Source organism: Tsukamurella paurometabola (assembly GCF_900631615.1).
Lineage (GTDB): Bacteria > Actinomycetota > Actinomycetes > Mycobacteriales > Mycobacteriaceae > Tsukamurella > Tsukamurella paurometabola_A.
In genome coordinates this window covers 3,896,308-3,916,824 of sequence record NZ_LR131273.1, presented here as the reverse complement: position 1 = coordinate 3,916,824, position 20,517 = coordinate 3,896,308, and the positions used below count along the sequence as shown (strand labels likewise).

Annotated in this window: 23 protein-coding genes and 1 tRNA gene; 11 read left to right on the top strand and 13 right to left on the bottom strand. The window is 72.0% G+C overall.

What is annotated here, in order from left to right; all coding sequences use genetic code 11:
• Positions 1 to 86: 86 nt before the first annotated feature.
• A complete protein-coding gene (locus ELY19_RS19590; RefSeq protein ID WP_126197737.1) occupies positions 87 to 1,727 on the top strand; it encodes an AMP-binding protein in 1,641 nt (546 codons plus the stop codon).
• An 18-nt stretch (positions 1,728 to 1,745) separates the two neighbouring features.
• On the opposite strand, the gene ELY19_RS19585 is transcribed toward ELY19_RS19590, so the two are convergent.
• The 5 genes from ELY19_RS19585 to ELY19_RS19565 are packed head-to-tail and all read right to left on the bottom strand — an operon-like array spanning position 1,746 to position 6,101.
• Entirely contained in the window at positions 1,746 to 2,363 is a 618-nt protein-coding gene (locus ELY19_RS19585) for an ASCH domain-containing protein (RefSeq protein ID WP_126197735.1), read from the bottom strand.
• Positions 2,364 to 2,367: 4 nt separating this feature from the next.
• Positions 2,368 to 2,841 carry a mycothiol transferase gene (locus tag ELY19_RS19580; protein WP_126197732.1) on the bottom strand — a complete coding sequence of 158 codons (474 nt, stop codon included), beginning with the start codon at positions 2,839 to 2,841 and terminating at the stop codon, positions 2,368 to 2,370.
• A complete protein-coding gene (locus ELY19_RS23885; protein WP_126197730.1) occupies positions 2,828 to 3,865 on the bottom strand; it encodes a nucleoside hydrolase in 1,038 nt (345 codons plus the stop codon). The genes ELY19_RS19580 and ELY19_RS23885 overlap by 14 nt, the downstream gene beginning before the upstream one ends.
• 44 nt (positions 3,866 to 3,909) lie before the next feature.
• Positions 3,910 to 5,376, bottom strand: coding sequence for an SDR family NAD(P)-dependent oxidoreductase (locus ELY19_RS19570; protein ID WP_126197728.1), 1,467 nt, complete (start codon positions 5,374 to 5,376; stop codon positions 3,910 to 3,912).
• A gap of 14 nt (positions 5,377 to 5,390) precedes the next feature.
• Positions 5,391 to 6,101 carry a hypothetical protein gene (locus ELY19_RS19565; protein WP_126197726.1) on the bottom strand — a complete coding sequence of 237 codons (711 nt, stop codon included), beginning with the start codon at positions 6,099 to 6,101 and terminating at the stop codon, positions 5,391 to 5,393.
• 69 nt (positions 6,102 to 6,170) lie between these two features.
• Here ELY19_RS19565 and ELY19_RS19560 point away from each other — a divergent pair, with 69 nt between their 5' ends.
• Entirely contained in the window at positions 6,171 to 6,695 is a 525-nt protein-coding gene (locus ELY19_RS19560; RefSeq protein ID WP_126197724.1) for a gluconokinase, read from the top strand.
• A gap of 3 nt (positions 6,696 to 6,698) precedes the next feature.
• Here the strand turns inward: ELY19_RS19560 and ELY19_RS19555 are convergent, their stop codons facing one another.
• Both ELY19_RS19555 and ELY19_RS19550 read right to left on the bottom strand, forming a co-directional pair.
• Positions 6,699 to 7,865 carry an NADH:flavin oxidoreductase gene (locus ELY19_RS19555; protein WP_126197722.1) on the bottom strand — a complete coding sequence of 389 codons (1,167 nt, stop codon included), beginning with the start codon at positions 7,863 to 7,865 and terminating at the stop codon, positions 6,699 to 6,701.
• Between the two features lie 23 nt (positions 7,866 to 7,888).
• A complete protein-coding gene (locus ELY19_RS19550; protein ID WP_164711659.1) occupies positions 7,889 to 9,055 on the bottom strand; it encodes an MFS transporter in 1,167 nt (388 codons plus the stop codon).
• A 64-nt stretch (positions 9,056 to 9,119) separates the two neighbouring features.
• On the opposite strand from ELY19_RS19550, the gene ELY19_RS19545 reads away from it, so the two are divergent.
• Positions 9,120 to 9,734, top strand: a complete 615-nt coding sequence (locus ELY19_RS19545; RefSeq protein ID WP_164711658.1) for a TetR/AcrR family transcriptional regulator — start codon at positions 9,120 to 9,122, stop codon at positions 9,732 to 9,734.
• 3 nt (positions 9,735 to 9,737) lie between these two features.
• On the opposite strand, the gene ELY19_RS19540 is transcribed toward ELY19_RS19545, so the two are convergent.
• Positions 9,738 to 10,727 (bottom strand): DUF4185 domain-containing protein, encoded by a 990-nt coding sequence (locus tag ELY19_RS19540; RefSeq protein WP_164711657.1) that lies wholly within the window; start codon positions 10,725 to 10,727, stop codon positions 9,738 to 9,740.
• Between the two features lie 95 nt (positions 10,728 to 10,822).
• On the opposite strand from ELY19_RS19540, the gene ELY19_RS19535 reads away from it, so the two are divergent.
• A complete protein-coding gene (locus tag ELY19_RS19535; protein ID WP_126197714.1) occupies positions 10,823 to 11,068 on the top strand; it encodes a hypothetical protein in 246 nt (81 codons plus the stop codon).
• Positions 11,069 to 11,108: 40 nt separating this feature from the next.
• On the opposite strand, the gene ELY19_RS19530 is transcribed toward ELY19_RS19535, so the two are convergent.
• Positions 11,109 to 11,194 (bottom strand) — tRNA-Leu (locus ELY19_RS19530).
• 103 nt (positions 11,195 to 11,297) lie between these two features.
• Between ELY19_RS19530 and ELY19_RS19525 the strand changes: the two genes are divergently transcribed.
• On the top strand, positions 11,298 to 12,638 hold the full coding sequence (locus ELY19_RS19525) for a M20/M25/M40 family metallo-hydrolase (protein WP_126197712.1): 1,341 nt from the start codon (positions 11,298 to 11,300) through the stop codon (positions 12,636 to 12,638).
• A gap of 36 nt (positions 12,639 to 12,674) precedes the next feature.
• A complete protein-coding gene (locus ELY19_RS19520) occupies positions 12,675 to 13,211 on the top strand; it encodes a YbhB/YbcL family Raf kinase inhibitor-like protein (protein WP_126197710.1) in 537 nt (178 codons plus the stop codon).
• 72 nt (positions 13,212 to 13,283) lie between these two features.
• Here ELY19_RS19520 and ELY19_RS19515 read toward each other — a convergent pair whose 3' ends face one another.
• The 3 genes from ELY19_RS19515 to ELY19_RS19505 are packed head-to-tail and all read right to left on the bottom strand — an operon-like array spanning position 13,284 to position 15,693.
• Positions 13,284 to 14,360 carry a quinone-dependent dihydroorotate dehydrogenase gene (locus ELY19_RS19515; RefSeq protein ID WP_126198945.1) on the bottom strand — a complete coding sequence of 359 codons (1,077 nt, stop codon included), beginning with the start codon at positions 14,358 to 14,360 and terminating at the stop codon, positions 13,284 to 13,286.
• A gap of 26 nt (positions 14,361 to 14,386) precedes the next feature.
• Entirely contained in the window at positions 14,387 to 14,638 is a 252-nt protein-coding gene (locus tag ELY19_RS19510) for a DUF5703 family protein (protein WP_126197707.1), read from the bottom strand.
• 8 nt (positions 14,639 to 14,646) lie between these two features.
• Positions 14,647 to 15,693 carry a YncE family protein gene (locus tag ELY19_RS19505; protein ID WP_126197705.1) on the bottom strand — a complete coding sequence of 349 codons (1,047 nt, stop codon included), beginning with the start codon at positions 15,691 to 15,693 and terminating at the stop codon, positions 14,647 to 14,649.
• 63 nt (positions 15,694 to 15,756) lie between these two features.
• Between ELY19_RS19505 and ELY19_RS19500 the strand changes: the two genes are divergently transcribed.
• The gene (locus ELY19_RS19500; RefSeq protein ID WP_126197704.1) at positions 15,757 to 16,602 is read left to right on the top strand and encodes an undecaprenyl-diphosphate phosphatase; all 846 of its coding nucleotides are present in this window, start codon (positions 15,757 to 15,759) and stop codon (positions 16,600 to 16,602) included.
• Here ELY19_RS19500 and ELY19_RS19495 read toward each other — a convergent pair.
• Positions 16,589 to 17,452 carry a LysR family transcriptional regulator gene (locus tag ELY19_RS19495; RefSeq protein ID WP_126197702.1) on the bottom strand — a complete coding sequence of 288 codons (864 nt, stop codon included), beginning with the start codon at positions 17,450 to 17,452 and terminating at the stop codon, positions 16,589 to 16,591. The genes ELY19_RS19500 and ELY19_RS19495 overlap by 14 nt on opposite strands.
• A 70-nt stretch (positions 17,453 to 17,522) precedes the next feature.
• On the opposite strand from ELY19_RS19495, the gene dapA reads away from it, so the two are divergent.
• The 4 genes from dapA (at position 17,523) to ELY19_RS19475 (ending at position 20,505) form a co-directional block, all read left to right on the top strand.
• Complete coding sequence (gene dapA / locus ELY19_RS19490) at positions 17,523 to 18,419, top strand: 4-hydroxy-tetrahydrodipicolinate synthase (RefSeq protein WP_126197701.1); 897 nt, start codon at positions 17,523 to 17,525, stop codon at positions 18,417 to 18,419.
• A 71-nt stretch (positions 18,420 to 18,490) separates the two neighbouring features.
• Positions 18,491 to 19,150, top strand: coding sequence for a histidine phosphatase family protein (locus ELY19_RS19485; protein ID WP_126197700.1), 660 nt, complete (start codon positions 18,491 to 18,493; stop codon positions 19,148 to 19,150).
• On the top strand, positions 19,147 to 19,728 hold the full coding sequence (locus ELY19_RS19480; protein ID WP_126197699.1) for an Rv2134c family protein: 582 nt from the start codon (positions 19,147 to 19,149) through the stop codon (positions 19,726 to 19,728). Before ELY19_RS19485 ends, ELY19_RS19480 begins: the two co-directional genes overlap by 4 nt.
• Positions 19,729 to 19,734: 6 nt before the next feature.
• Positions 19,735 to 20,505: an Rv2133c family protein gene (locus ELY19_RS19475; RefSeq protein ID WP_227967234.1), complete on the top strand. Its 771-nt coding sequence runs from the start codon at positions 19,735 to 19,737 to the stop codon at positions 20,503 to 20,505.
• Positions 20,506 to 20,517: the final 12 nt, after the last annotated feature.

Here is a 20,517-nt window from a genome sequence, read left to right as displayed (position 1 = left end):
CCGCCCCGCGCGACACTAGAACCTGTTACAACTAGAACACGTTCTGCCGAGCTGAACGGGTTCGCAGGTCAGGAACAGGAGTGCGCATGAAGTTCAACCTCGCCGATGTCTTCGAGGCGGTCGTCGACGCGGTGCCCGAACGGATCGTCTTGAGCTACGAGGGCGATCAGACCTCGTACGCGGAGATGGACGGGCAGGCCAATCAGGTGGCCCACCTGTTCGCCGCGCACGGGATCGGCGCCTTCGACCACGTCGCGCTGTTCCTCAAGAACAGCGTCGAGCACGTGCAGTCGCTCCTCGCGCTGATCAAGATCCGCGCGGTCCCGGTCAACGTGAACTACCGCTACACCGGGCCGGAGCTGGAGTACATCTTCACCAACTCCGACTCCCGCGGCATCGTCGTCGAGATGGCCGAACACCAGCGCACGCTCGCCGGGCTCATCGGCACGCTGCCGGAGCTGCGCACAGTGTTCGTCGTCGGCGACGTCACCCCCGAGCTCGCCGCCGCCGTCGACGATGCTCCCGGCGTCTCGCTGGTGCCGTTCGCGGACGCCGGATCTCAGTCCGAGGAGCGCGATTTCGAGGAGCGCACCGGCGAGGAGCACTACATCATCTACACCGGCGGCACCACGGGCTACCCCAAGGGCGTGGTCTGGCAGCACGACGACTTCTTCCGCAAGCCGCTCTCCGCCGGCGTGCCCTACGGCGGCGAGCCCCGCACCACGCTGGAGGAGGTCGGGCAGGGCGCCAAGGACTTCCCGCCGTTGGCCTTCCTCATCGCGGCCCCGCTCATGCACGGCGCGGCGGCGTACTCGCTGTTCACGTTCTTCGTGCTCGGTTCGAGGGTGATCCTCGAGCGCGACTTCAAGGCCGCCGAGATCGTGCGCAACATCAAGCGCGATCAGACGCAGACCATCCTCATCGTGGGCGACGCCATGGGGATCCCCCTGGTCGAGGAGATGGAGAAGCAGAAGGACACCGCGGACTTCTCGTCGCTCTTCTCCATCACCTCGGGCGGCGCGATCTGGTCCAAGCACGTGCGCGACCGCATGGCCGCGATCAAGCCCGAGCTGATCCTGCGCGACAACTTCGGTGCCTCCGAGTCCGGCAACGACGGCGTGATGCAACTCGACGAGAACGGCAACCTGCACGCTCCGCCCACCGACAAGATGATGGTGGTCGACGAGTCCTTCCAGCAGATCACGACCCCCGGCGAAGTGGGCTACATCGCGCGCGTCGGCAACGTCCCGCTCGGCTACTACAACGACCCCGAGAAGTCCGCACGCACCTTTCCGACGCTGCCCGACGGTCGCCGGATCTCGGTCCTCGGCGACATGGGCTACCCGGCGGAGGACGGCGGCATCGTCTTCCTGGGGCGCGGCAGTCAGTGCATCAACACCGGCGGCGAGAAGGTCTACGCCGAGGAGGTCGAGGCGACCCTGCACGGGCACCCCGCGATCTCGGACGCGCTCGTGGTGCCCGTGCCCGACGCCCGTTACGGGCAGCGGGTCGCGGCCGTCATCTCGGTCGCGGAGGGCCACGAACGCCCGAGCATCGAGGATGTGCAGACCTTCGCCCGAGGCGAGCTCGCCGGGTACAAGGTGCCGCGCACCATCGTCTTCGTCGACCAGGTCAAGCGCACCCCGGCCGGCAAGGCCGACTACCGCTGGGCGAAGTCCACGGCCGAGGACGCCGCGCAGGAGGCGGCGGAGGGCCAACCCGCGTAGGCGCCCTGCGCACCCGGATCACCGCGATCGCACCCAGGCCAGGTAGGCGGCGCCGCGGGGCGACAGCTCGTAGCCGACCTCGTGGCTGATCGTCAGACCCATGCCCTTGAGCTTGCGGATGTCGGCCTTCATCGGCAGCAGGTCGACGCCGCGCTCGGCGGCCAGCTCCTTGGAGACGACGTGCGGGTGATCGCGGATCCATGCCAGGATCTCACTCGTCCACGGACCGCTCTCCCGCGCGTCGAGCCGGGCCAGGCGCTTCGCGATGGCCTCGAGCTCGGCGTCGTCGGGCAGTTGTTCCCGCAGGGCGAGGCGCGGATCCTCGCCCGCCCACTCGAGGTGGATGCGGTACACGTGCTCGCCGCCGCGGGCCGAGCGCTCCCGCCGGGGCGCGCCGGGATCGCGGGGCGCGAGCAGTCGGCGCAGTGCCGCGGCGTCCTTGACGCCGGCCGCGCGGGCGGCGCGGTCAGTGATCCTCTCGACGTCGGGGACGCGGGTGACGCGGGTGAAGCGCAGCAGCCCGGCGGGTGTGAGCTGGGTGCCGCCGACCTTCACCCGCGGCGTGTCCCACCGCCGGTACTGCGTGGTCACACGGCCGTCGCGGACGCCCTCGGCGATCGCCTTCGGAATGAGCATGGCATCAGTCTGCGCGCTCCGCCACGACGTCGCGGCAGATCTCCATGTGCCCGGTGTGCTGGGTGAGCTCGCGCAGCATGTGGGTGAGCACCCACTCCGGGGTCGCCGTGGCGGCGTTCCGCCGGGTGGTCCCCGTCGCTTCCGGATTTCGGATCCCGGTGGCCGCCACCGCTGCCCACCGCGGCAGGTCGGTCCGCAGGCGCGCCACGATCGCTCGCGCCTCATCGACCGTGCCGGTCGCATGGAACTCCGCGGACCGGTCGCGGGGGATGTCCTCGCCGGCCATCAACGAGCCGCCCCAGTAGCCCAGCGCCCCGCCGACGTGGGTGACGAGCGCGAACACCGAGTTCACCCCGGGGACCGGGGGAACGGCGTTGACGGCCGTGTCGTCCAGGTCGTCGAGCACGCGGTCGATCGTGTCCAGCGTCTCCGCGGCGACGTCGAGGAACGCCGCGATCTGGCCCTCAGCCGCGGCCACGGGCCAGTCCTGCGATCGCGTCGAGGAGGTCGTCGAAGAACGCCACCTGATCGGTGGCGACAGCGACCTGCGCCGTGTCGGGCCGGTTCCAGGCGCCGTGCACGTCGGCGATCGTCGTTCCGCGGGTGAGCGATCCGGTGAGTTCCACATCCACAGGGTAGGCCCGCGTCTCCACGATCGTCGGATCGAGTGCGACCGCCGCGGCGAACGGGTCGTGCATGTGCGCGATGTAGCCGAGGTCGTGGTCGCGGTGGAACTCGAAGTAGAACCGCACGGCGTCCGAGACGGCCCGGACCACGGGATTGCTCGCAGCGGACCGCGTACCGTCGGCGTCCTCGGGGTCCAGGCACTCGGCCGGGCTGCTGCCGGCGGCGTCGGCGAGCCGCAGCACGTGGTCCGGCGTGAGCTCGATGGTCTCCGTGAGGTCGAGCGGGCACAGGATCGGCAGCGGGGTGCCGGTGCCGTCCAGCTCGCCGTACGCGCGCAGCACCTCCCAGAGCGATTCGGGATCGACGGCGACGTTCCACTCCGATGTCGGCGTGGTGTTGCCGGGGTGCCAGAAGACACCGCCCATGATGACGAGCCGGCGGAGGCGGGTGAGGATCCCCGGATCGTCGCGCAGGGCGAGCGCGAGGTTCGTGCAGGGTCCGGTCACGAGGGCGACGACCTCACCGGGGTGGGCGCGGGTCAGATCCGACCACGCCTGCGGCCCCGTGATCTCCGACGGTCCGCGGCCGGGCGCCGGCAGCTCGGCGTAGCCGACGCCGAACGGTCCGTGCGTCTCCTCGGTGGTCATCAGCGGGGTGGACAGCGGTGCGTCCGAACCGGGGTGGACGGGGATGTCGGTGCGGCCCAGCAACTCCAGCCAGCCGAGGTTGTTCTCCACGACCTGCGGCGCCGGCACGTTGCCGGCGGTCGAGACGATGCCGAGCAGGTCCACACCGGGTCTGCTCAGCAGGTACAGCAGGGCCAGGGAGTCGTCGACGCCGGTGTCGCAGTCGAACAGGACCTTCGTTTCCGCCACGAGGACAACCCTATCCGCCCGTCACCGCGGCGGTGGTACGCCCGTCACCACGGCGAGGGCTTGTAGTCCTTGAGGAAGCACCCGTAGAGGTCGACACCGTTCTCGCCCTGGACGATCGGGTCGTAGACGCGGGCGGCACCGTCGACCAGGTCGAGCGGCGCCCGGAAGCCCTCGTCGGCGAGGCGCATCTTGGTGTGGTGCGGGCGCTCGTCGGTGATCCAGCCGGTGTCGACGGCGGTCATGAGGATCCCGTCCTGCTCGAACATCTCCGCGCTGGACGTGCGGGTGAGCATGTTCAGCGCAGCCTTGGCCATGTTCGTGTGCGGGTGCCCGGGGCCCTTGTATCCGCGGCCGAACTGGCCCTCCATCGCGGAGACGTTCACGACGTACGTGCGGCGCGCGGGCGAGGCCGCCAGCGCGGGGCGCAGCTTCGAGATGAGGATGAACGGCGCCACCGAGTTGCACAGCTGCACCTCGAGCAGCTCCAGCGGCTCGACCTCCTCGACGGTCTGCACCCAGGAGTTGGTGTGCACGAGGTCGGGGAGGAGGCCGCCGGCGTCGATCGCGGTGCCGGCCTCGATGCGCGCGGCGGACGACGAACCGCCGCGCAGAGCCAGTGCGGTCAGCGCCGCCGGGTCGAGGGCCGCGAGGTCGCCCGTGACGCCGCCGGTGTGCCCGTCGAGGGCCTCCGTGAGGGCGGCGGGGTGGGCGGAACTGGCGCGGCCGAACCGGATGATCCGGTTCTCGAGCTCGGGTGGGACGTCGCCGGATTCGGCGTCGACCAGCGCCGAGTAGGCGCCGGGGGAGCGACGCACCGTCTGCGCGGCGTTGTTGATGATGATGTCCAGCGGGCCGCGGGCGGCGACGGCGTCGGCCATCGCACTCACCTGCGACGGGTCGCGCAGGTCGATGCCCACGATGTGGAGGCGGTCGAGCCAGTCGGCGCTGTCGGCGAGCGCGGCGAAGCGGCGGGCGGCGTCGGTGGGGAAGCGTGTGGTGATGGTGAGATCGGCACCGTCGCGCAGCAGGCGCAGGGCGATGTACATGCCGATCTTCGCCCGTCCGCCGGTCAGGAGCGCGCGCCGGCCGGTGAGGTCGGTGGTGGCGTCCCGTTTCGCGTGGCTGAACGCCGCGCACTCGGGGCAGAGCTGGTGGTAGAAGGCGTCGATCCGGGTGTACGGCTGCTTGCAGATGTAGCAGCTCTGGGGCCGCAGCAGCTCGCCCGCGCTGTCGCCGACGGTGGGCGTGGTCAGGAGGATCCCCGCCGTCTCGTCGTCGATCCGCTCGGCGTTGCCGGTGGCGGTGCGTTCGAGGACGTCGCGGTCTGCGGCCTTGACCTTCGCACGGGCCGCCTTGCGGCGCTCGCGCTTGAGCAGCTTGAACATGTGCCCGACGGCGCGCTGCACCTCGACGGACTGCGGATCGCCGTCGTCGAGCAACGCGGCGGCCTCGAGCACGCGGTGGAAGGCGGCGAGGTCGTCCGGGGAGATCGGGGCGGGGGTTTCGGGCATGGGGAGATTGTCCCTCATCGCCCGAGCGGTACCGTCGCCTCGTCCGCGGTGAGCTCCAGCGTGACCGCATCCCGCTCCCACCGCACATCCGCGATGGTGAGGGCGTCGAGCGCGGGCGGCACCACCCGCGGGCGGATCTCCTTGACCCACGAGTCGATCGCCCACGCCACGGGAATGGGCACCGGGACGATGCTGACCGGCATGGACAGGTCGGTCGCCCGGAACACCAGCCGCCCGTGGCGGACGCGGACCGCGACCACGACCCGAAGGTCGACGCCCAGGCCGAACGCCACGGGCAGGCCCACGGTCATGGCCAGCGCCCGCCTGCGCGGCAGCAGCGCGACGGACCGCACGGTCACACCGGCGTCGCCGGCCTGCGCCCGGTCCGCGACGTGCCGGATCCAGCTCAGCCGCAGCGTCGCGGTGGCGGCCAGCGCCTCCAGGTGCAGGCCGCCGGGTACGGGGGAGACCCCGCGCGCACGTCCGTCGAGCAGGATTGCGTGCGGGCCGGCGCCGACCGTCCGAGAGTCCACGGCGACGGCGGCGAGACGACGCACCGCGAGCTGGAGCAGGACGGGGCGGCGGGAGAGGACCACCGCCGGGGCCGCACCGAGGACCGGAGCGCAGCGCCGGGCCAGTCCGGCGCGCAGTGCGGCTCGGGCGAGGAGTTCGGCCGCGCAGATCGCGGTGCACAGCACCACGAGCACGGCGACGGCGACCCACATCGGACCCCACCCCCATCGTCTGCCCGGTTTCGCGCGCGGGCGTCCCGCGGCTCGTGATGTACTCGACGAGTGTCCACTATCCAGATCTGCGTGATGGGAGTATCGGGCTCGGGGAAGTCGACGGTGGGTGCCGAACTGGCCGCCCGCCTGGGCCGCGGCTTCGCCGACGGCGACGACTTCCACAGTGAGGCCAACCGCGCGAAGATGAGCGCGGGACAGCCGCTGACCGACGAGGACCGGTGGCCGTGGCTCGCGACGATCGGCGCGTACCTGCGCGACGAGATGATCGCCGGGCGCCCCACCGTGGTCGCCTGTTCGGCGCTCAAGCGGGTGTACCGGGACCGGATCCGCGCCGCGGGCGCCAGCGTCTACTTCGTGTTCCTCACCGGCAACGAGGAGCTCCTGCAGCAGCGGATGGAGAGCCGGGCCGGCCACTTCATGAAGGCCGGGATGCTCGAGTCGCAGCTGAGCATTCTCGAGCCGCTCGAGCCCGACGAGTTCGGCGTCACCGTCAACGTCTCCGGCGACGTCCCGCAGATCGTCACGGAGGCGCTCGCCGACTTCGCGGCGACGGAGGTCCCGGGGATCGCCTGACCGTCAACCCGCCTCGGCGACGGGGCAGTGGGTGCGGGTGTAGATGGTGGGCATGCACAGGTTGCAGTGGGTGCAGCGGTCCGGCTCGACGGGGTTCTCCTGCATGCGTCGCACCAGATCGGGCGTGCGGAGCAGGCCGCGGCCCATCGCCACGAACTCGAAGCCCTCGGCCATGGCCCGGTCCACCGCAGCGCGCTCGGCGATCCCGCCGAGCAGGACCAGCGGCATCGTCAGTGCGGCCCGGAAGCGCCGCGCGAGTCCGAGCAGGTAGGCGGGCCGGTACGGGTACTCCCGCAGGAAGACGGGGCCGGCGGCGCGCAGCCCGACCCGGAGCGCGGGGCTGGGGAACGCGGCGGCGAACTCGCGCCGCGGCGGCGTGCCGTGGAACAGGTACATCGGGTTCAGCAGCGAGCTGCCGGCGGTGAGCTCGAGCGCGTCGAGCGTGCCGTCGGACTCGAGCCAGCGGGCGGTACGGAGGGCGTCGTCGGGGCTCAGCCCACCGGGTACGCCGTCGGTCATGTTGAGCTTGGCGGTCACGGCCAGGCGCCCGCCGACCGCGCCGCGCACCGCCTCCGCGACTTCGCGGGCGAGGCGTGCGCGGCCCGCGAGATCGCCCCCGTAGGCGTCGCGGCGACGATTGAGCAGGGGGCTGAGGAAGGCACTGATGAAGTAGTTGTGCCCGAAGTGCAGCTCCACGGCGTCGAATCCGGCGTCCTCGGCGAGGAGTGCGGCATCGGCGTGCGCTCGGACCAGGTTCCGGATGTCCGCGGTGTCCGGACGCAGCGTGGGGCGCAGCGCGAGCGGGCTGATCATCCGGCTGGGCGTCACCGGCCGACGGTGCTGGGCCCCGTCGGCGACCGGTCCGGCGTGTCCCAATTGCGCGGCGACCGCGGCTCCCTCGGCATGGACGGCCGCGGTCAGTCGGCGCAGGCCGGGCACCGCTTCGGCCCGCATCCACAGTTGCCGACGCTCGGTTCGGCCCTCCGGCGCGACGGCGCAGTAGGCCACCGTCGTCATGCCGACGCCGCCGCGCGCGAACTGCGCATGGAACTCGATCAGGTCGTCGGTCACCAGGGCGTCGGGCGTACGACCTTCGAACGTCGCCGCCTTGAGGATGCGGTTGCGCAGGCCGATGGGGCCGAGTGCGGCGGGGGCGAAGGCGTCCTCCATCCCCGGATTAGAACACGTTCCGGTCAGTCCCGGGTGGCGAACGCAGCGGTCAGGCCCCCGAGCGCGAGGACGACCGCGGCTCCGAGGGCGACAGCGGTGAGCCCGCCGCCGAGAAGGGCGTCCAGCGGCGCACCGAGACCAGCCCCACCGAAGATCGTGACGGTGTAGAGCGACGCGGCGGCGCCGATCGCCGGGGCGCCGAGCCGGGTGACCTCCGCGACCACGGACGGCGCGGCGAGCGCGATCGCCCCGACGAGGAGGAACAGGCCGGCGCCCACCGCGACAGTCGCACCGGCGGCGCAGACCAGTGCGCCCGTCACCGCCAGGGCGACGGCGGACAGTATCCGGGTGCGCGCCGCGACGGCGCCGAAGCGCAGCGTCAGCACGGCGGCGAGGATCACGGCAGGCAGCGAGCTCGCGCGCAGGATCAGGAGCGTCGCCGGCGACCAGCGCCCGTCGGCGGCGAGCGCGGTGTACAGCGCGACGAGCACGCTGAGGAAGGTCAGCCCGGTGCAGTAGAGCAGCACGAGCCGCGGCCGCGTGAGCAGGCCGGGCACAGCGCGGTACACGGCCGTGGGCGAGGGCCGCTCACCGGCCGGAGCGACGTCGCCCGGGAGGAGCACCGCAGCGGCCACCGCGGCGACCGCTGCCGCGACGGCGAAGACCACGAGGACGCCGGCGATCCCGGCCGAGGTCGCGATCAGCTGCGCCGCTACCTGACTCACCACTGCGGAACCGAGCCCCGCGCCGATCGCGGCCGTGTTGAGGGCGACGCGCGCCGACGCCGGCGCCGTCCGGGCGATGTACGCGAGGGTGGCGGGCGTGAACGCCGCGGCGGCGAGCCCTTGGGCGGCGCGGCCGAGGAGGAACCACGTGGCCGACGGCGCGAACGCGGTGAGGACGGTGACCGCCGCGGTCGCGCCGGCGCTCGCGACCATGAGCCGGCGCGCTCCCACGCTGTCGGCGAGCGGTCCGAGCGCGAGGATGCCCACGGCGTACGCCAGGGCGAAGACGGTGCTGGCCAGGGCCGCCGTCGATGCCGACGCCCCGGGCAGGGCCCCGATCTCGGCGCCCAGGGGCAGGACGACGTAGAGCTCTCCGACGATCGGGAGCGCCCCCAGAGCAGCGATCGTGCCGGTGCGGAGGAGGGCGGGGCGGGCGGCGGTCCCGGAGCGGGTGGGCGTCGTCATGCCGCGAACGTAGCAACCGTACGGTTGGCGCGTCAACCGAATGGTTGGCGGTAGCCTGTCGATCGTGACCGACACCGCCGGATACGAATCGACGCCCACCAGCGAGGCGCTCATCGCCGCCGCCCGCGCGGAGTTCACGCGGCGGGGGTTCGACGGAGCGCGCGTCGCGCGGATCGCCGCCGAGGCCGGCGTCAACAAGGAACGCATCTACGGCTACTTCGGCAGCAAGGAGGGGCTCTTCGAGGTCGTCATGGCGAAGGCGCTCACCGAGCACGTCGAGCACAGCCCCTTCCTCGAGGGACAGACGCTCACCGACCACGTCATGGCCGCCTACGATCATCACCGCCGCGACCCCGAGCTGGTCCGGCTGCTCATGTGGGAATCGCTGCACTACGACGCGGACGCGGGGGAGACGCCGCCCTTCAGCGACGGCCGCCGCGCGTTCTACCGCCGTAAGGTGGAGCGGCTGCGCGCGGTGACCGGCGGCACCGACGACCTGCGCGCCGCGATCGCCCTGTACGCCGCGATAGGCCTGCAGGCCGCACCGTTCATGATTCCCCAGCTGGGGGCCGTCATCCTCGGCCGGCCGCTGTCCGACGACGAGGTGCAGCGGTACCTGCGGCCGCTGATCGAACAGACGGTCCGGTTCATCGAGGAGCGCCTGGCCGAGGACGGGTGAACCTCAGGGGCGGCGCAGCGCGCCGGTGAACATCATCGACTTGTACGGATGCCCCACCGCGGTGTTCCACTGCGAGACCACCAGCCGCGCCGAGTCCATCGTCGATCCCGGGACGAGATAGCCGCCGTAGAGTTGCGCCACCCGGCCCGCAGCATGATCCTCGTCCTGCCACGAGCTGCCCTGCAGCAGCGTCACCGGATCGGACCAGAGCCCGTCGATCCGGTCGGCGAAGCGCGCCGCGATCCGGTACCCCGCGGCGTCGAAGTAGGTCAGCACCCAGGTCCCCTCCACGATCGACAGGCACAGCTCGCCGTACCCCTGCCCCAGCGCCAGGTCCGTCGGCGGGTTGCCCCAGGCCCATCCCGTCTCCGGCCGCCAGCCCCAGGACTCCCACTCGACGTTGACGCCCTTGCGGAGAGTGCCGAGGGTCTCGGTCCGCATCCGATGCAGCCGCAGCCCCTTGTCCCGGGTGAGACCGCCCGTGGACACGGTGTACGTGTGACCGTCGGGCGCCGGGCACATCGCCCACATGCACCATGCGCCGTCCGCGTGGCCCGCGTTGTACTGCGCGACCTCCCGCCAGGTGGCGGCACCGTCGTCACTGCGCCACAGGCCCGTCTGCACCACGGTGTCGAGGCTCTGCATGGTCATCGTATGCAGGTAGAGGGCACCGTCGGCGCGGACGCAGGTCGTGGGCAGGATCGTGGTGAAGTGCCCGGTGTCGTGCGAGTAGTCGAGCAACTGCCGCGCGCGCTCCGGATCAGGCCCGGCGGGCCGGCTCATGACGCCGTTGCGGTCGCCGAACAGGCCGACGGGGGACCGCCACTCCCCGGCGCCGATGCTCAACCCCTCGAAGGTGTCCCCGAAGACGTAGAGCACCTCGTCACCCACCCGGCACGGGATGCCGAGGTCGGTGCCGCCGACCCCGAACCGGGTGACGGGCGTGATGTCACGGAGCTTGCGGAGCCGGGCGGGCTCGGTCGACTGGGGCACGTCGTCAGACTGCCAGACGACGCGGCCGCCCGCGCCGCGGATGCGGATCGCGGCGATCGGCTGTGCGTGCGCCGCGCCGGGAGCACGATGGGGGCATGGACACGTTCACGGGACGCGAACTGTACGAGGCCTTCCACGCGGACTACGACGCCATCACCGATCGCGATGCGCGGATCTTCGACGCGGAGGGCCGGCTCCTGGCCGCGGGGCGCCTCTCGGGATTGCGGCTCGATGAATCGAGCGGCACCGAGAAGGTCGAGTACAGCTTCCTGTCGCTCCACGACGACGTGCCCTGGGAGCCGACGCACCGCATCGAGCTCGCGCCCCAGCCCGTCCAGTAGAAAGACGAGAACCCCGGCCGGAGCCGGGGTTCTCGTTCTGTGCGCGGAGGGGGACTTGAACCCCCACGTCCGTTAATAGGACACTAGCACCTCAAGCTAGCGCGTCTGCCATTCCGCCACCCGCGCTGGGAAGCTCGTTCACAGTAATCCACACGCGCCCGCGAAACCAAATCGGCACGTCGGGGCACCCGTGGGCCCGCTCGGACGGGTGCCGGTCCGTGGTACTCATATGGGTGTGGCTACTGCAGTGAACGCACTCGACGAGGTCGTCGAGACCGTGAGCACCCTGATCCGATTCGACACCACCAACACGGGCGAGCTCGAGACCACGAAGGGCGAGGCCGAGTGCGCCCGCTGGGTCCAGGCCCGCCTCGAGGAGGTGGGCTACGAGACGGTGTACGTCGAGTCCGGGCAGCCCGGAAGGGGAAACGTCTTCGCAACGCTCAAGGGCGCCGATCCCCGGCGCGGCACGCTCCTCGTGCACGGCCATCTCGACGTGGTGCCGGCCGAGCCCGCGGACTGGAGCGTGCACCCGTTCTCGGGCGCCGTGGAGGACGGCTACATCTGGGGCCGCGGTGCGGTCGACATGAAGGACATGTGCGGCATGATGCTGGCGCTCGCGCGCCAGCTGAAGTCCACCGGCACCGTCCCGCCCCGCGACATCATGTTCGCCTTCCTGGCCGACGAGGAGGCCGGCGGCACCTGGGGATCGCACTGGCTGGTGCAGCACCGGCCGGAGCTCTTCACGGGCGTCACCGAGGCCGTCGGCGAGGTCGGCGGCTTCTCCCTGACCGTCGACACCCCGTCGGGCGACAAGAAGCGGCTCTACCTCGTCGAATCCGCGGAGAAGAGCATGTGCTGGATGCGCCTGACCGCCAAGGCGCGCGCCGGGCACGGCTCGTTCGTGCACGAGGACAACGCGGTCACCCTCCTCTCGGAGGCGGTCGCGCGGCTGGGACGCCACACGTTCCCCCTGGTCCTCACGGACACGGTGATCGCCTTCCTCCGCGCCCTCGATCGCGAATCGACGATCGACATCGACGTCGACGGCCCCGACCTCGAGGGGCAGCTCGCGAAGATCGGCGGCCTCGCCCGGATCGTCGGGGCCACGCTGCGCGACACCGCGAACCCCACGATGCTGCGAGCGGGATACAAGGCGAACGTCATCCCGCAGACCGCGGAGGCCGTCGTGGACTGCCGCGTCCTGCCCGGGCGGCAGGCCGCGTTCGAGAGGGAGCTCGACGAGATCCTGGGCCCGGACATCGAGCGCGAATGGATCACCAAGCTCGACTCGTACGAGACGCAGTTCGACGGTGACCTCGTGGACGCCATGAACGAGGCGATCCTGGCGTTCGACCCCGAGGGGCGGACCGTCCCGTACATGCTGTCGGGCGGGACCGACGCCAAGGCCTTCGCCAAGCTCGGGATCCGCTGCTTCGGCTTCGCGCCCCTGCGGCTCCCCGAGGAGCTGGACTTCGCGGCCCTGTTCCACGGCGTCGACGAGCGGGTGCCCGTCGACGCGCTGACGTTCGGCACGCAGGTCTTCGAGCACTTCCTCCTGCATTCCTAGACCACCCGAGAACCGCGCAACACGAGAGGATCCGAGATGACCGTTCCGTTCGATCCGTACGCGGGGCTGCCGGCGCTGCCGGCGCTCACCGTCACCTCCGAGAGCATCACCGACGGCGCCGAGCTGCCCGTCGCGCACCGCAGCGGCATCATGGGCGCGGGCGGCGAGGACGTCTCGCCCCAGCTGTCCTGGAGCGGCGCGCCCGCCGAGACCAAGTCCTACGCCGTCACCTGCTACGACCCCGACGCGCCCACGGCCTCCGGATTCTGGCACTGGGCGGTCGCGAACATCCCCGCCTCCGTCACCTCCCTCGCCGAGGGCGCGGGCGACGGTGCGCCCGGCTCGCTGCCCGAGGGCGCGGTGACGCTCAACAACGACGCGAGCCTGCCGCGGTACGTCGGCGCGGCGCCGCCCGCCGGGCACGGTCCGCACCGGTACATCTTCGTGGTCCATGCGCTGAACGTGGAGAAGCTGGATCTTCCGGCCACGGCGACACCCGCGTACCTCGGCTTCAACCTGTTCGGCGCCGCGATCGCCCGCGGCTCCATCACCGCCACCTACGCGCAGGTGTGATCACCACGAAGGCCGCGCCCCGGGAAGCCCCAGGGGCGCGGCCTTCGTCGTCCTGCGATCGTGGGGGACGCCTCAGCGGCGGTCCACGCCGACGGCCTCCGAGATCGACGCGAAGCCGTCGGCGCGCAGCCGCGCGGCCAGTTCCTTGTGCACCGACCGCGTCCACGTCGGCCCGCCGTAGATGAACTGCGTGTACACCTGCACCAGCGAGGCACCCGCCCGGATCCGCTCGTAGACGTCGTCGACCGTCTCGATACCGCCCACGGAGATGAGCACCAGATCATCGCCGACGCGGGTGGCCAGGCGGCGCAAGACCTCGAGCGACCGCGCCTTGACCGGACGCCCCGAGAGGCCGCCCGCGCCGATGGCCTCGACCTCGGCGTCCGGCGTGGTCAGGCCGGCACGGCCGATCGTGGTATTGGTGGCGACGATGCCGGCGAGACCCAGGTCCTTCGCCAGGTCCGCGACGGCGTCGACATCCTCGTCCGCGAGATCCGGTGCGATCTTCACCAGCACCGGAACGGTGACCGTGTCGAGCACTGCCTGCAGCAGCGGGCGCAGGGACTCGGTGGCCTGCAGGTCGCGCAGACCGGGGGTGTTGGGGGAGGAGACGTTGACCACGATGAAATCGGCCAGCGGGCCGAGCAGCATGGCACTGACCCGGTAGTCGTCGGCCGCACCCTCGAGCGGCGTGACCTTGGTCTTGCCGATGTTGGCGCCGATCGGCACCGCGGAGGGCCCGGCGTCGCGCTTGCGCAGCTCGTTCGCCGCGGCACCGGCGCCGTAGTTGTTGAAGCCCATGCGGTTGATGAGCGCGTGGTCGGCGGGGAGCCGGAAGAGCCGCGGCGCCGGGTTGCCGGGCTGGGCGTGCGCGGTCACCGTACCGATCTCAGCGAAGCCGAAGCCGAGCGCGCCCCAGCCGTTGACCGCGCGGGCGTTCTTGTCGAATCCGGCGGCCAGCCCGACGGGCGCGGGGAAGCGGACGCCGAAGACGGTCTGCTCGAGGATCGGATCGCGGTGCGCCAGACCCCGTCGAATCCCGGCCCGGACCGGCGGCACCGCGGTCGTGCCGCGGATCAGGCCGAACACCCAGTGGTGGATCCGCTCGGGCGAGACGAGGAACAGCACGGTCAGGAGCGACCGGTAGATCGCCTGGGACATCGCCGACATGGTGCTCACAACCCCTTCGTGGCGTCCGGCGGCAGCATGCCGGACGTTTTCGTGCGTTTACGGCGCAGCAGGACCCGGCGTGAACCGTCGGTGTACAGCCGCACGCGGGACAGCTCCCACCCGCCGAACTCGGCCTCGATGGCGAGTCGCATCGCCGCGGTCACACGCGATACCTCGCGCGGCAACCTCAGCGGCAGGAAATCGTACTCCTCGTCGCTGAAACCGCCGCTCTCCCGTGCGTCGGCGCTCATCGTCATACCGGCTCCTAGCGGGTGGGGATCGCCTGGATGCCGGCGCCCGACGCCGACTGCACGTACAGGGTGCCCGTCTTCGCGTCCACGGCGATCGCGTTCGGCTGGCGGACCGTGGGGAAGAGCTTGCGCTGCTCCGGAATGCCGGTGTTCAGGGCGTAGCCGACGACCTCGTTGGTCGCGGTCCGGGTGAGCCACATCAGCTTGTCGGTCTCGTCGTAGTCGACCGCCCAGGGCGCGCTCTTCTCCGGGTACAGGAACTTCTCCATGAGCGGTTGGACGGTGTACCCGATCACCTGGTTCTTCCCGGTGTCCACCGCGAACACCCGGCCGTCCGGCGTGATCGACGCGTTCGTGATGCCGCGGCCCACCCGCAGGCCCTTGCCCATTGTCCGGCCCGCGACGTCGACCTCGGTGAGCGACGCCTGCAACCGGTCGACCACGGCCACGTCGCGCCCGTGCACCAGGATTCTGCTCGCCTCCACGGGGCCGGGGATGCTGGTCGGTTCCTTCGCCGTCCGCAGCGCGACGACGTCGCCCGATGCGGTACCGGCGACCGCCCACACCGCGTCGTCGTTCGCCTCGTCGTAGGCCGCCACGGACAGCACATCGCCGCTGAGGCGCTGCGTGAAGCCCGCCTTGTCGCCGTCGATCTGCACGACCGCGTTCGTCGTCGCCACGAGGAAGCCCGCGCCTCGACGACCCTTCGGAACCACCTGGTTCGCGCGGCCGTCCGTGCTGATCCGCGTGACTTCCTTCAGCCCACCGTCGACCGTGTACAGCACCACCTCGTTCCCCTCGATCGCCGCGAGGCGCCGGCCGACGGGGTCGAAGGCCAGCCCCTCACCGGCGGCGGCGGGCAGCACCGTTCCGGCGGGCGCGGTGGCCGGTTCCGGGGCGAGGGCGGGCTGCGCGGGAACGATCGTCGGACGGTCCTCACGGGCGGGCGTCGTGGAGCAGCCGGCGATGCCGACCGCGGCCACGAGCGCCAGAGCCGCGAGCCGAAGGGCGCCGGGAGCGGAGCGAGCGGGCCGGGGTAGGGGCGCGAATGTGCGGGTCATGATCCCTCGAAACTACCGCCCCGGACCCCGCCCGGCTCCGGCCGGTAGCCTGCCCGGGTGGACATGACGTGGTTGCAGGCGATCGTGCTCGGACTGGTGCAGGGTTTGACGGAGTTCCTCCCCGTCTCGTCCTCGGGGCACCTGCGGATCGTCTCGGAGCTCTGGTTCGGCGACGACGCCGGCGCGTCGTTCACCGCGGTCACCCAGCTGGGCACCGAGCTGGCCGTCCTGATCTACTTCGCGCGGGACATCTACCGCATCGTGGTCGCGTGGTTCCGCGGGCTGTTCGACCAGGCGGAGCGGGGGGTGGACTACCGGATCGGCTGGTACGTGATCATCGGCACCATCCCGATCGGCGTGCTGGGCTACCTGTTCAAGGACGAGATCCGCACGGCGGCGCGGAACCTGTACCTCGTGGCGACCATGCTCATCGTCTTCTCGATCGTCATCTTCGCCGCGGAGTACGTCAGCTCCAAGGTGTACGCGAACCGGCAGCGTCCGCTCGAGCAGGTCACGGCCCGCGACGGCATCCTCATGGGCCTCGCGCAGTGCCTCGCGCTGATCCCCGGCGTCTCCCGGTCGGGCGCCACGTCGAGCGCGGGCCTCTTCCTCGGTCTCACCCGCGAGGCCGCGGTGCGCCTGTCGTTCCTGCTGGCGATCCCCGCCGTGACCGCGTCCGGCCTGTTCAGCCTGCCGGATGCCTTCGCCCCGGCCGGCGAGGGCCTCCACGCGTCCGGGCCGCAACTGCTGGTCGCGACGGTGATCGCCTTCGTCGTGGGCTACGCGGCGATCGCCTGGCTGCTGAACTTCGTGGCGAAGCACTCGCTGAACTGGTTCGTCGGCTACCGGATCGTCGTCGGCTTCCTGGTCCTCGGCCTGCTCTGGGGCGGGGTCATCAGCGCGACCTGAGCGTCGCCCGCGCCGCGCCGATGAGCGGATCCGCGCCGGCGCCGCGCCGGTACGCGAGGGCGGTGTGCCGGACCACGTCGAGCGGGGTGAGGAGGACGTCCTCCGGGACGTCGACGGCGGCCAGGTCCGGGATCACGGCGACCCCCTGCCCGGCCTCGACCAGCGCGAGAACCGCGGCGAAGTCGTCGGTGCGGTGGCGTACGCGGGGCGTGAACCCGGCGTTCTCGCAGGTGCGCACCGTGGCGTCGTCGCACATCGTGCCGACCGTGCCGGAGATCCAGCGCTCCTCGGCGCAGTCGCCCAGGGCGCGGGGCCGGTCGCGCCGGGTGGCGAGGTGCACGGCCTCGTCGAACAGCGGCTCGGTGTCGAGGGCGGGTTCGTCGCGGACGGGGAGGCAGTCGTAGCGCTGGATCAGCGCGACGTCGAGCCGCCGCGAGCGCAGTTCCTCCGGTGCCGTCGCCGGATCGATCTCGGTGACGCGCACGCGCAGCAGTGGATGGTCGCGCGAGAGCCGCAGCAGCGCCGGGGTCACGACGGTGCGCATCGCCGAGCTGAAGGTGCCGATCCGCAGTTCGCCGGCCACCTCCCCGCCGAGGCCGTCGAGGTCCGCGCGGGCCTGTTCCAGTCGCGCGAGCACCGCATCGGCGTGCCCGACGAGGACCCGCCCCGCCTCGGTGAGCCGGACGCTGCGTCCCGTCCGCTCGAGCAGGGGGCGCCCGGCCTCCCGCTCCAGGGTCGCGAGCTGCTGGGAGACGGCCGACGGCGTGTAGTCCAGCGCCTGCGCGACGGCCGCGATCGTGCCGCGGAACGAGAGTTCGCGGAGAAGTCGCAGGCGGTGCACGTCGAGCATCAGTTCAGCTTACGCTCGACATCGCAATCTCGCGCTGGACCTTGCGCTCGTCGTGGCGGACGCTGAGATCATGCAGCTCACCGGCCTCCACGTCCCGCTCGTCACGCCCTTCGCCGCGGACGGCACCGTCGACCTCGGCTCGCTCGAACGCCTTGCGCACGAGACCCTCGCCGCCGGCGCCGACGGCCTGCTCGCGCTCGGCACCACCGGCGAGCCCGCGACCCTGACCCCGGCGGAGCGGGCTGCCGTGATCGACCGGATCGGCGGGGTGTGCGCCGAGCATCGCGCCGTGTTCACCGTCGGCGTCGGCACGAACGCGACCGACGACACCGCCGCGGCTCTCCGCCGGATCGACGGTCGGGCCGGCTTCGCGCTCGTCGTGGTGCCCTATTACACCCGTCCCTCCGAGGCGGGCGTGATCGAGCACTACCGCCGCGTCGCCGCCGCGAGCCCGGTGCCGGTGATCGTCTACGACGTGCCGCAGCGCACCGGCCGCACCCTCTCGCTCGACACGCTCCTCGCCCTCGCGGCCATCGACGGGGTGGGCGGGTTCAAGCACGCCGCGGGCGGCGTGACGGAGACGACGGTCCGGCTGCTCGCGGCGATCAACACCGCCACGCCCGGCGCCGTCTCGGTCCTCGCCGGCGACGACCCGTTCGTCGGCGCGCTGCTGGCCCTCGGCGGGCACGGTGCGATCTCCGCCTGCGCCAACGTCGCCGCGGGGGAGTTCGCCGCGCTCGTGGCGGCCTGGCGCGAGCACCGGCTCGAGGAGGCGCGCGTCATCGGTGGGGCACTCGCGGGCCTCGCCGCGGCGCTGTTCGCCGAGCCCAACCCGACGGTCATCAAGGGCGTCCTGGCTTCCCAGGGCCGCATCGCCACCCCCGCCGTGCGCCTGCCGCTGCTGCCCGCGTCCGTCGGTGCCGTCACCGCGGCGACGGCCCTCCTCCGGTCCGCGGTGGCCGCGTGAGCGCCCGGGCGGTTATGCCCTGAGCGATCACGGCCCCGGTCCGGGCACCCCGCACGCCTAGACTCGGGGGTATGACCGTGATCCTGCTGCGCCACGGCCGCTCGACCGCGAACACGTCCGGGGTGCTCGCGGGACGGGCGGAGGGCGTCGCGCTCGACGACGCCGGCCGCGCCCAGGCGGCCGACCTCGTCGGCCGCCTCGCCGACGTCGAGCTGGTGGCCGCCGTGCGTTCCCCGCTGCTGCGGTGCGAGCAGACCCTCGCACCGCTGGCCGCCGCCCACGGCCTCACCCCCGAGGTCGACGACCGGCTCGTCGAGGTCGACTACGGCGCCTGGACCGGCCGGGCGATCAAGGACCTCCTGCAGGAGCCGCTGTGGAAGGTCGTGCAGGAGCAGCCCTCCGCTGCCGTCTTCCCCGACGGGGAGGGGCTCGCCGACGTCCAGGCGCGGGCCGTCGCCGCGATCCGCGACGCGGACCGGCGGTTCGTCGCGGAGCACGGTCCCGGTGCGGTGTGGGTGGCCTGCAGTCACGGCGACGTCATCAAGGCCGTCGTCGCCGACGCGCTCGGCACGCATCTCGACCAGTTCCAGCGGTTGTTCGTCGCGCCCGCGTCGGTGTCGGTCGTGACGTACGGCCCGGCGCGCCCGCTCGTGCAGTGCGTCAATTCGTCCGGTAGCGTCACGCTGCCCAAACGTCCAGCCAAGGAGGCCACGGTGGGAGGCGAGGCATGAGCCGCTCCGTCCACGTTTTCCGCACCCCCGACAGGTTCGTCGTGGGTACCGTCGGACAGCCGGGTGACCGCGCGTTCTACCTGCAGGCCGTGCACGAGTCCCGCATCGTCTCGGTGCTGCTGGAGAAGCAGCAGGTGCAGGTGCTCGCCGAGCGCATCGCCGCACTCCTCGACGAGGTGGCGCGCCGCTTCGGCACCGCGATGCCGGCCGCCGACGCACCGATCACCGACCTGCAGCCGCTCGTGATGCCCGTGGACGCGGAGTTCCGGGTGGGGACCATGGGCCTGGGCTGGGATTCGGAGGAGAAGGCGGTGGTGATCGAGCTGCTGGCGATCACCGAGCAGGAGCTCGACGAATCCGTGGTGCTGGCGGACGACGCCGAGGAGGGGCCCGACGCGGTCCGCGTGTTCCTGACCCCCGCCGCGGCGCGGGAGTTCGCGAACCGCTCCGAGAAGGTGCTCGGCGCCGGCCGGCCCGCGTGCCCCCTCTGCGGCGAGCCGCTCGACGCCGACGGGCACATGTGCGTGCGCCTCAACGGTTACCGTCGCGGCGCCGCGTTCGGCGCCGAGGAGGAGTAGGTGGACCTGACGGTGGACCTCGAGAGCGCCGATCTGTCGATCCTCGGCCGGATCACCAGTGCCTCCAACGCCACCCTGCTCTGCGACCTCGGCGACACGGGCGAGCGCGCGGTCTACAAGCCGGTCCGGGGCGAGGTACCGCTGTGGGACTTCCCGGACGGCACGCTCGCCGGGCGGGAGGTCGCGTCCTACCGCGTCTCCGAGGCGCTCGGCTGGGGCCTCATCCCCGAGACCGTCCTGCGTGACGGTCCGCTCGGGCCCGGAATGGTGCAGCGCTGGGTCGAGGAGCCGGACGACTGCCCCGACCTGGTGGACATCTTCCCCCTCGACGGGGTGCCCGAGGGCTACCTGACGGTGGTGACCGGGTACGTCGAGGACGCCGACGCACCGGACGGCCTCGACGAGGTCGCGCTCGCACACGCCGACGACGCCCGCCTGCGCCGCCTCGCCGTGCTCGACGTGCTCATCAACAACGCCGACCGCAAGGGCGGTCACGTCCTCACCGGTCCCGACGGTCGTGTGCAGGGCGTGGACCACGGCATCTGCCTGCACGCCGCGCCGAAGCTCCGAACCGTGCTGTGGGGCTGGGCCGGGCGCCCGGTGGGCGACGACCTGCTCGCCGACATCGAGGCCTTCCGGAGCGCTCCGCCCGACCTGGCCGGCCTCATCACCGACGAGGAGCAGGCAGCCCTGGTGGGGCGGGCCGACGTGCTCCTCGAACTGGGTGCGATGCCCTTGCCGACGCCGAGCCGGCCGATTCCCTGGCCGCCGTTCTGACGCTCCTCCGTC

Coding starts and splice junctions, on each gene's coding strand:
- ELY19_RS19525 (WP_126197712.1), top strand. CDS start 11,298: ATGGGTGTGGCTACTGCAGTGAACGCACTCGACGAGGTCGTCGAGACC.
- ELY19_RS19510 (WP_126197707.1), bottom strand. CDS start 14,638: ATGACGATGAGCGCCGACGCACGGGAGAGCGGCGGTTTCAGCGACGAG.
- ELY19_RS19480 (WP_126197699.1), top strand. CDS start 19,147: ATGAGCCGCTCCGTCCACGTTTTCCGCACCCCCGACAGGTTCGTCGTG.
- ELY19_RS19520 (WP_126197710.1), top strand. CDS start 12,675: ATGACCGTTCCGTTCGATCCGTACGCGGGGCTGCCGGCGCTGCCGGCG.
- dapA (WP_126197701.1), top strand. CDS start 17,523: ATGCAGCTCACCGGCCTCCACGTCCCGCTCGTCACGCCCTTCGCCGCG.
- ELY19_RS19555 (WP_126197722.1), bottom strand. CDS start 7,865: ATGGAGGACGCCTTCGCCCCCGCCGCACTCGGCCCCATCGGCCTGCGC.
- ELY19_RS19495 (WP_126197702.1), bottom strand. CDS start 17,452: ATGCTCGACGTGCACCGCCTGCGACTTCTCCGCGAACTCTCGTTCCGC.
- ELY19_RS19505 (WP_126197705.1), bottom strand. CDS start 15,693: ATGACCCGCACATTCGCGCCCCTACCCCGGCCCGCTCGCTCCGCTCCC.
- ELY19_RS19485 (WP_126197700.1), top strand. CDS start 18,491: ATGACCGTGATCCTGCTGCGCCACGGCCGCTCGACCGCGAACACGTCC.
- ELY19_RS19590 (WP_126197737.1), top strand. CDS start 87: ATGAAGTTCAACCTCGCCGATGTCTTCGAGGCGGTCGTCGACGCGGTG.
- ELY19_RS19570 (WP_126197728.1), bottom strand. CDS start 5,376: ATGCCCGAAACCCCCGCCCCGATCTCCCCGGACGACCTCGCCGCCTTC.
- ELY19_RS19535 (WP_126197714.1), top strand. CDS start 10,823: ATGGACACGTTCACGGGACGCGAACTGTACGAGGCCTTCCACGCGGAC.
- ELY19_RS19500 (WP_126197704.1), top strand. CDS start 15,757: ATGACGTGGTTGCAGGCGATCGTGCTCGGACTGGTGCAGGGTTTGACG.
- ELY19_RS19585 (WP_126197735.1), bottom strand. CDS start 2,363: ATGCTCATTCCGAAGGCGATCGCCGAGGGCGTCCGCGACGGCCGTGTG.
- ELY19_RS19550 (WP_164711659.1), bottom strand. CDS start 9,055: ATGACGACGCCCACCCGCTCCGGGACCGCCGCCCGCCCCGCCCTCCTC.
- ELY19_RS19565 (WP_126197726.1), bottom strand. CDS start 6,101: ATGTGGGTCGCCGTCGCCGTGCTCGTGGTGCTGTGCACCGCGATCTGC.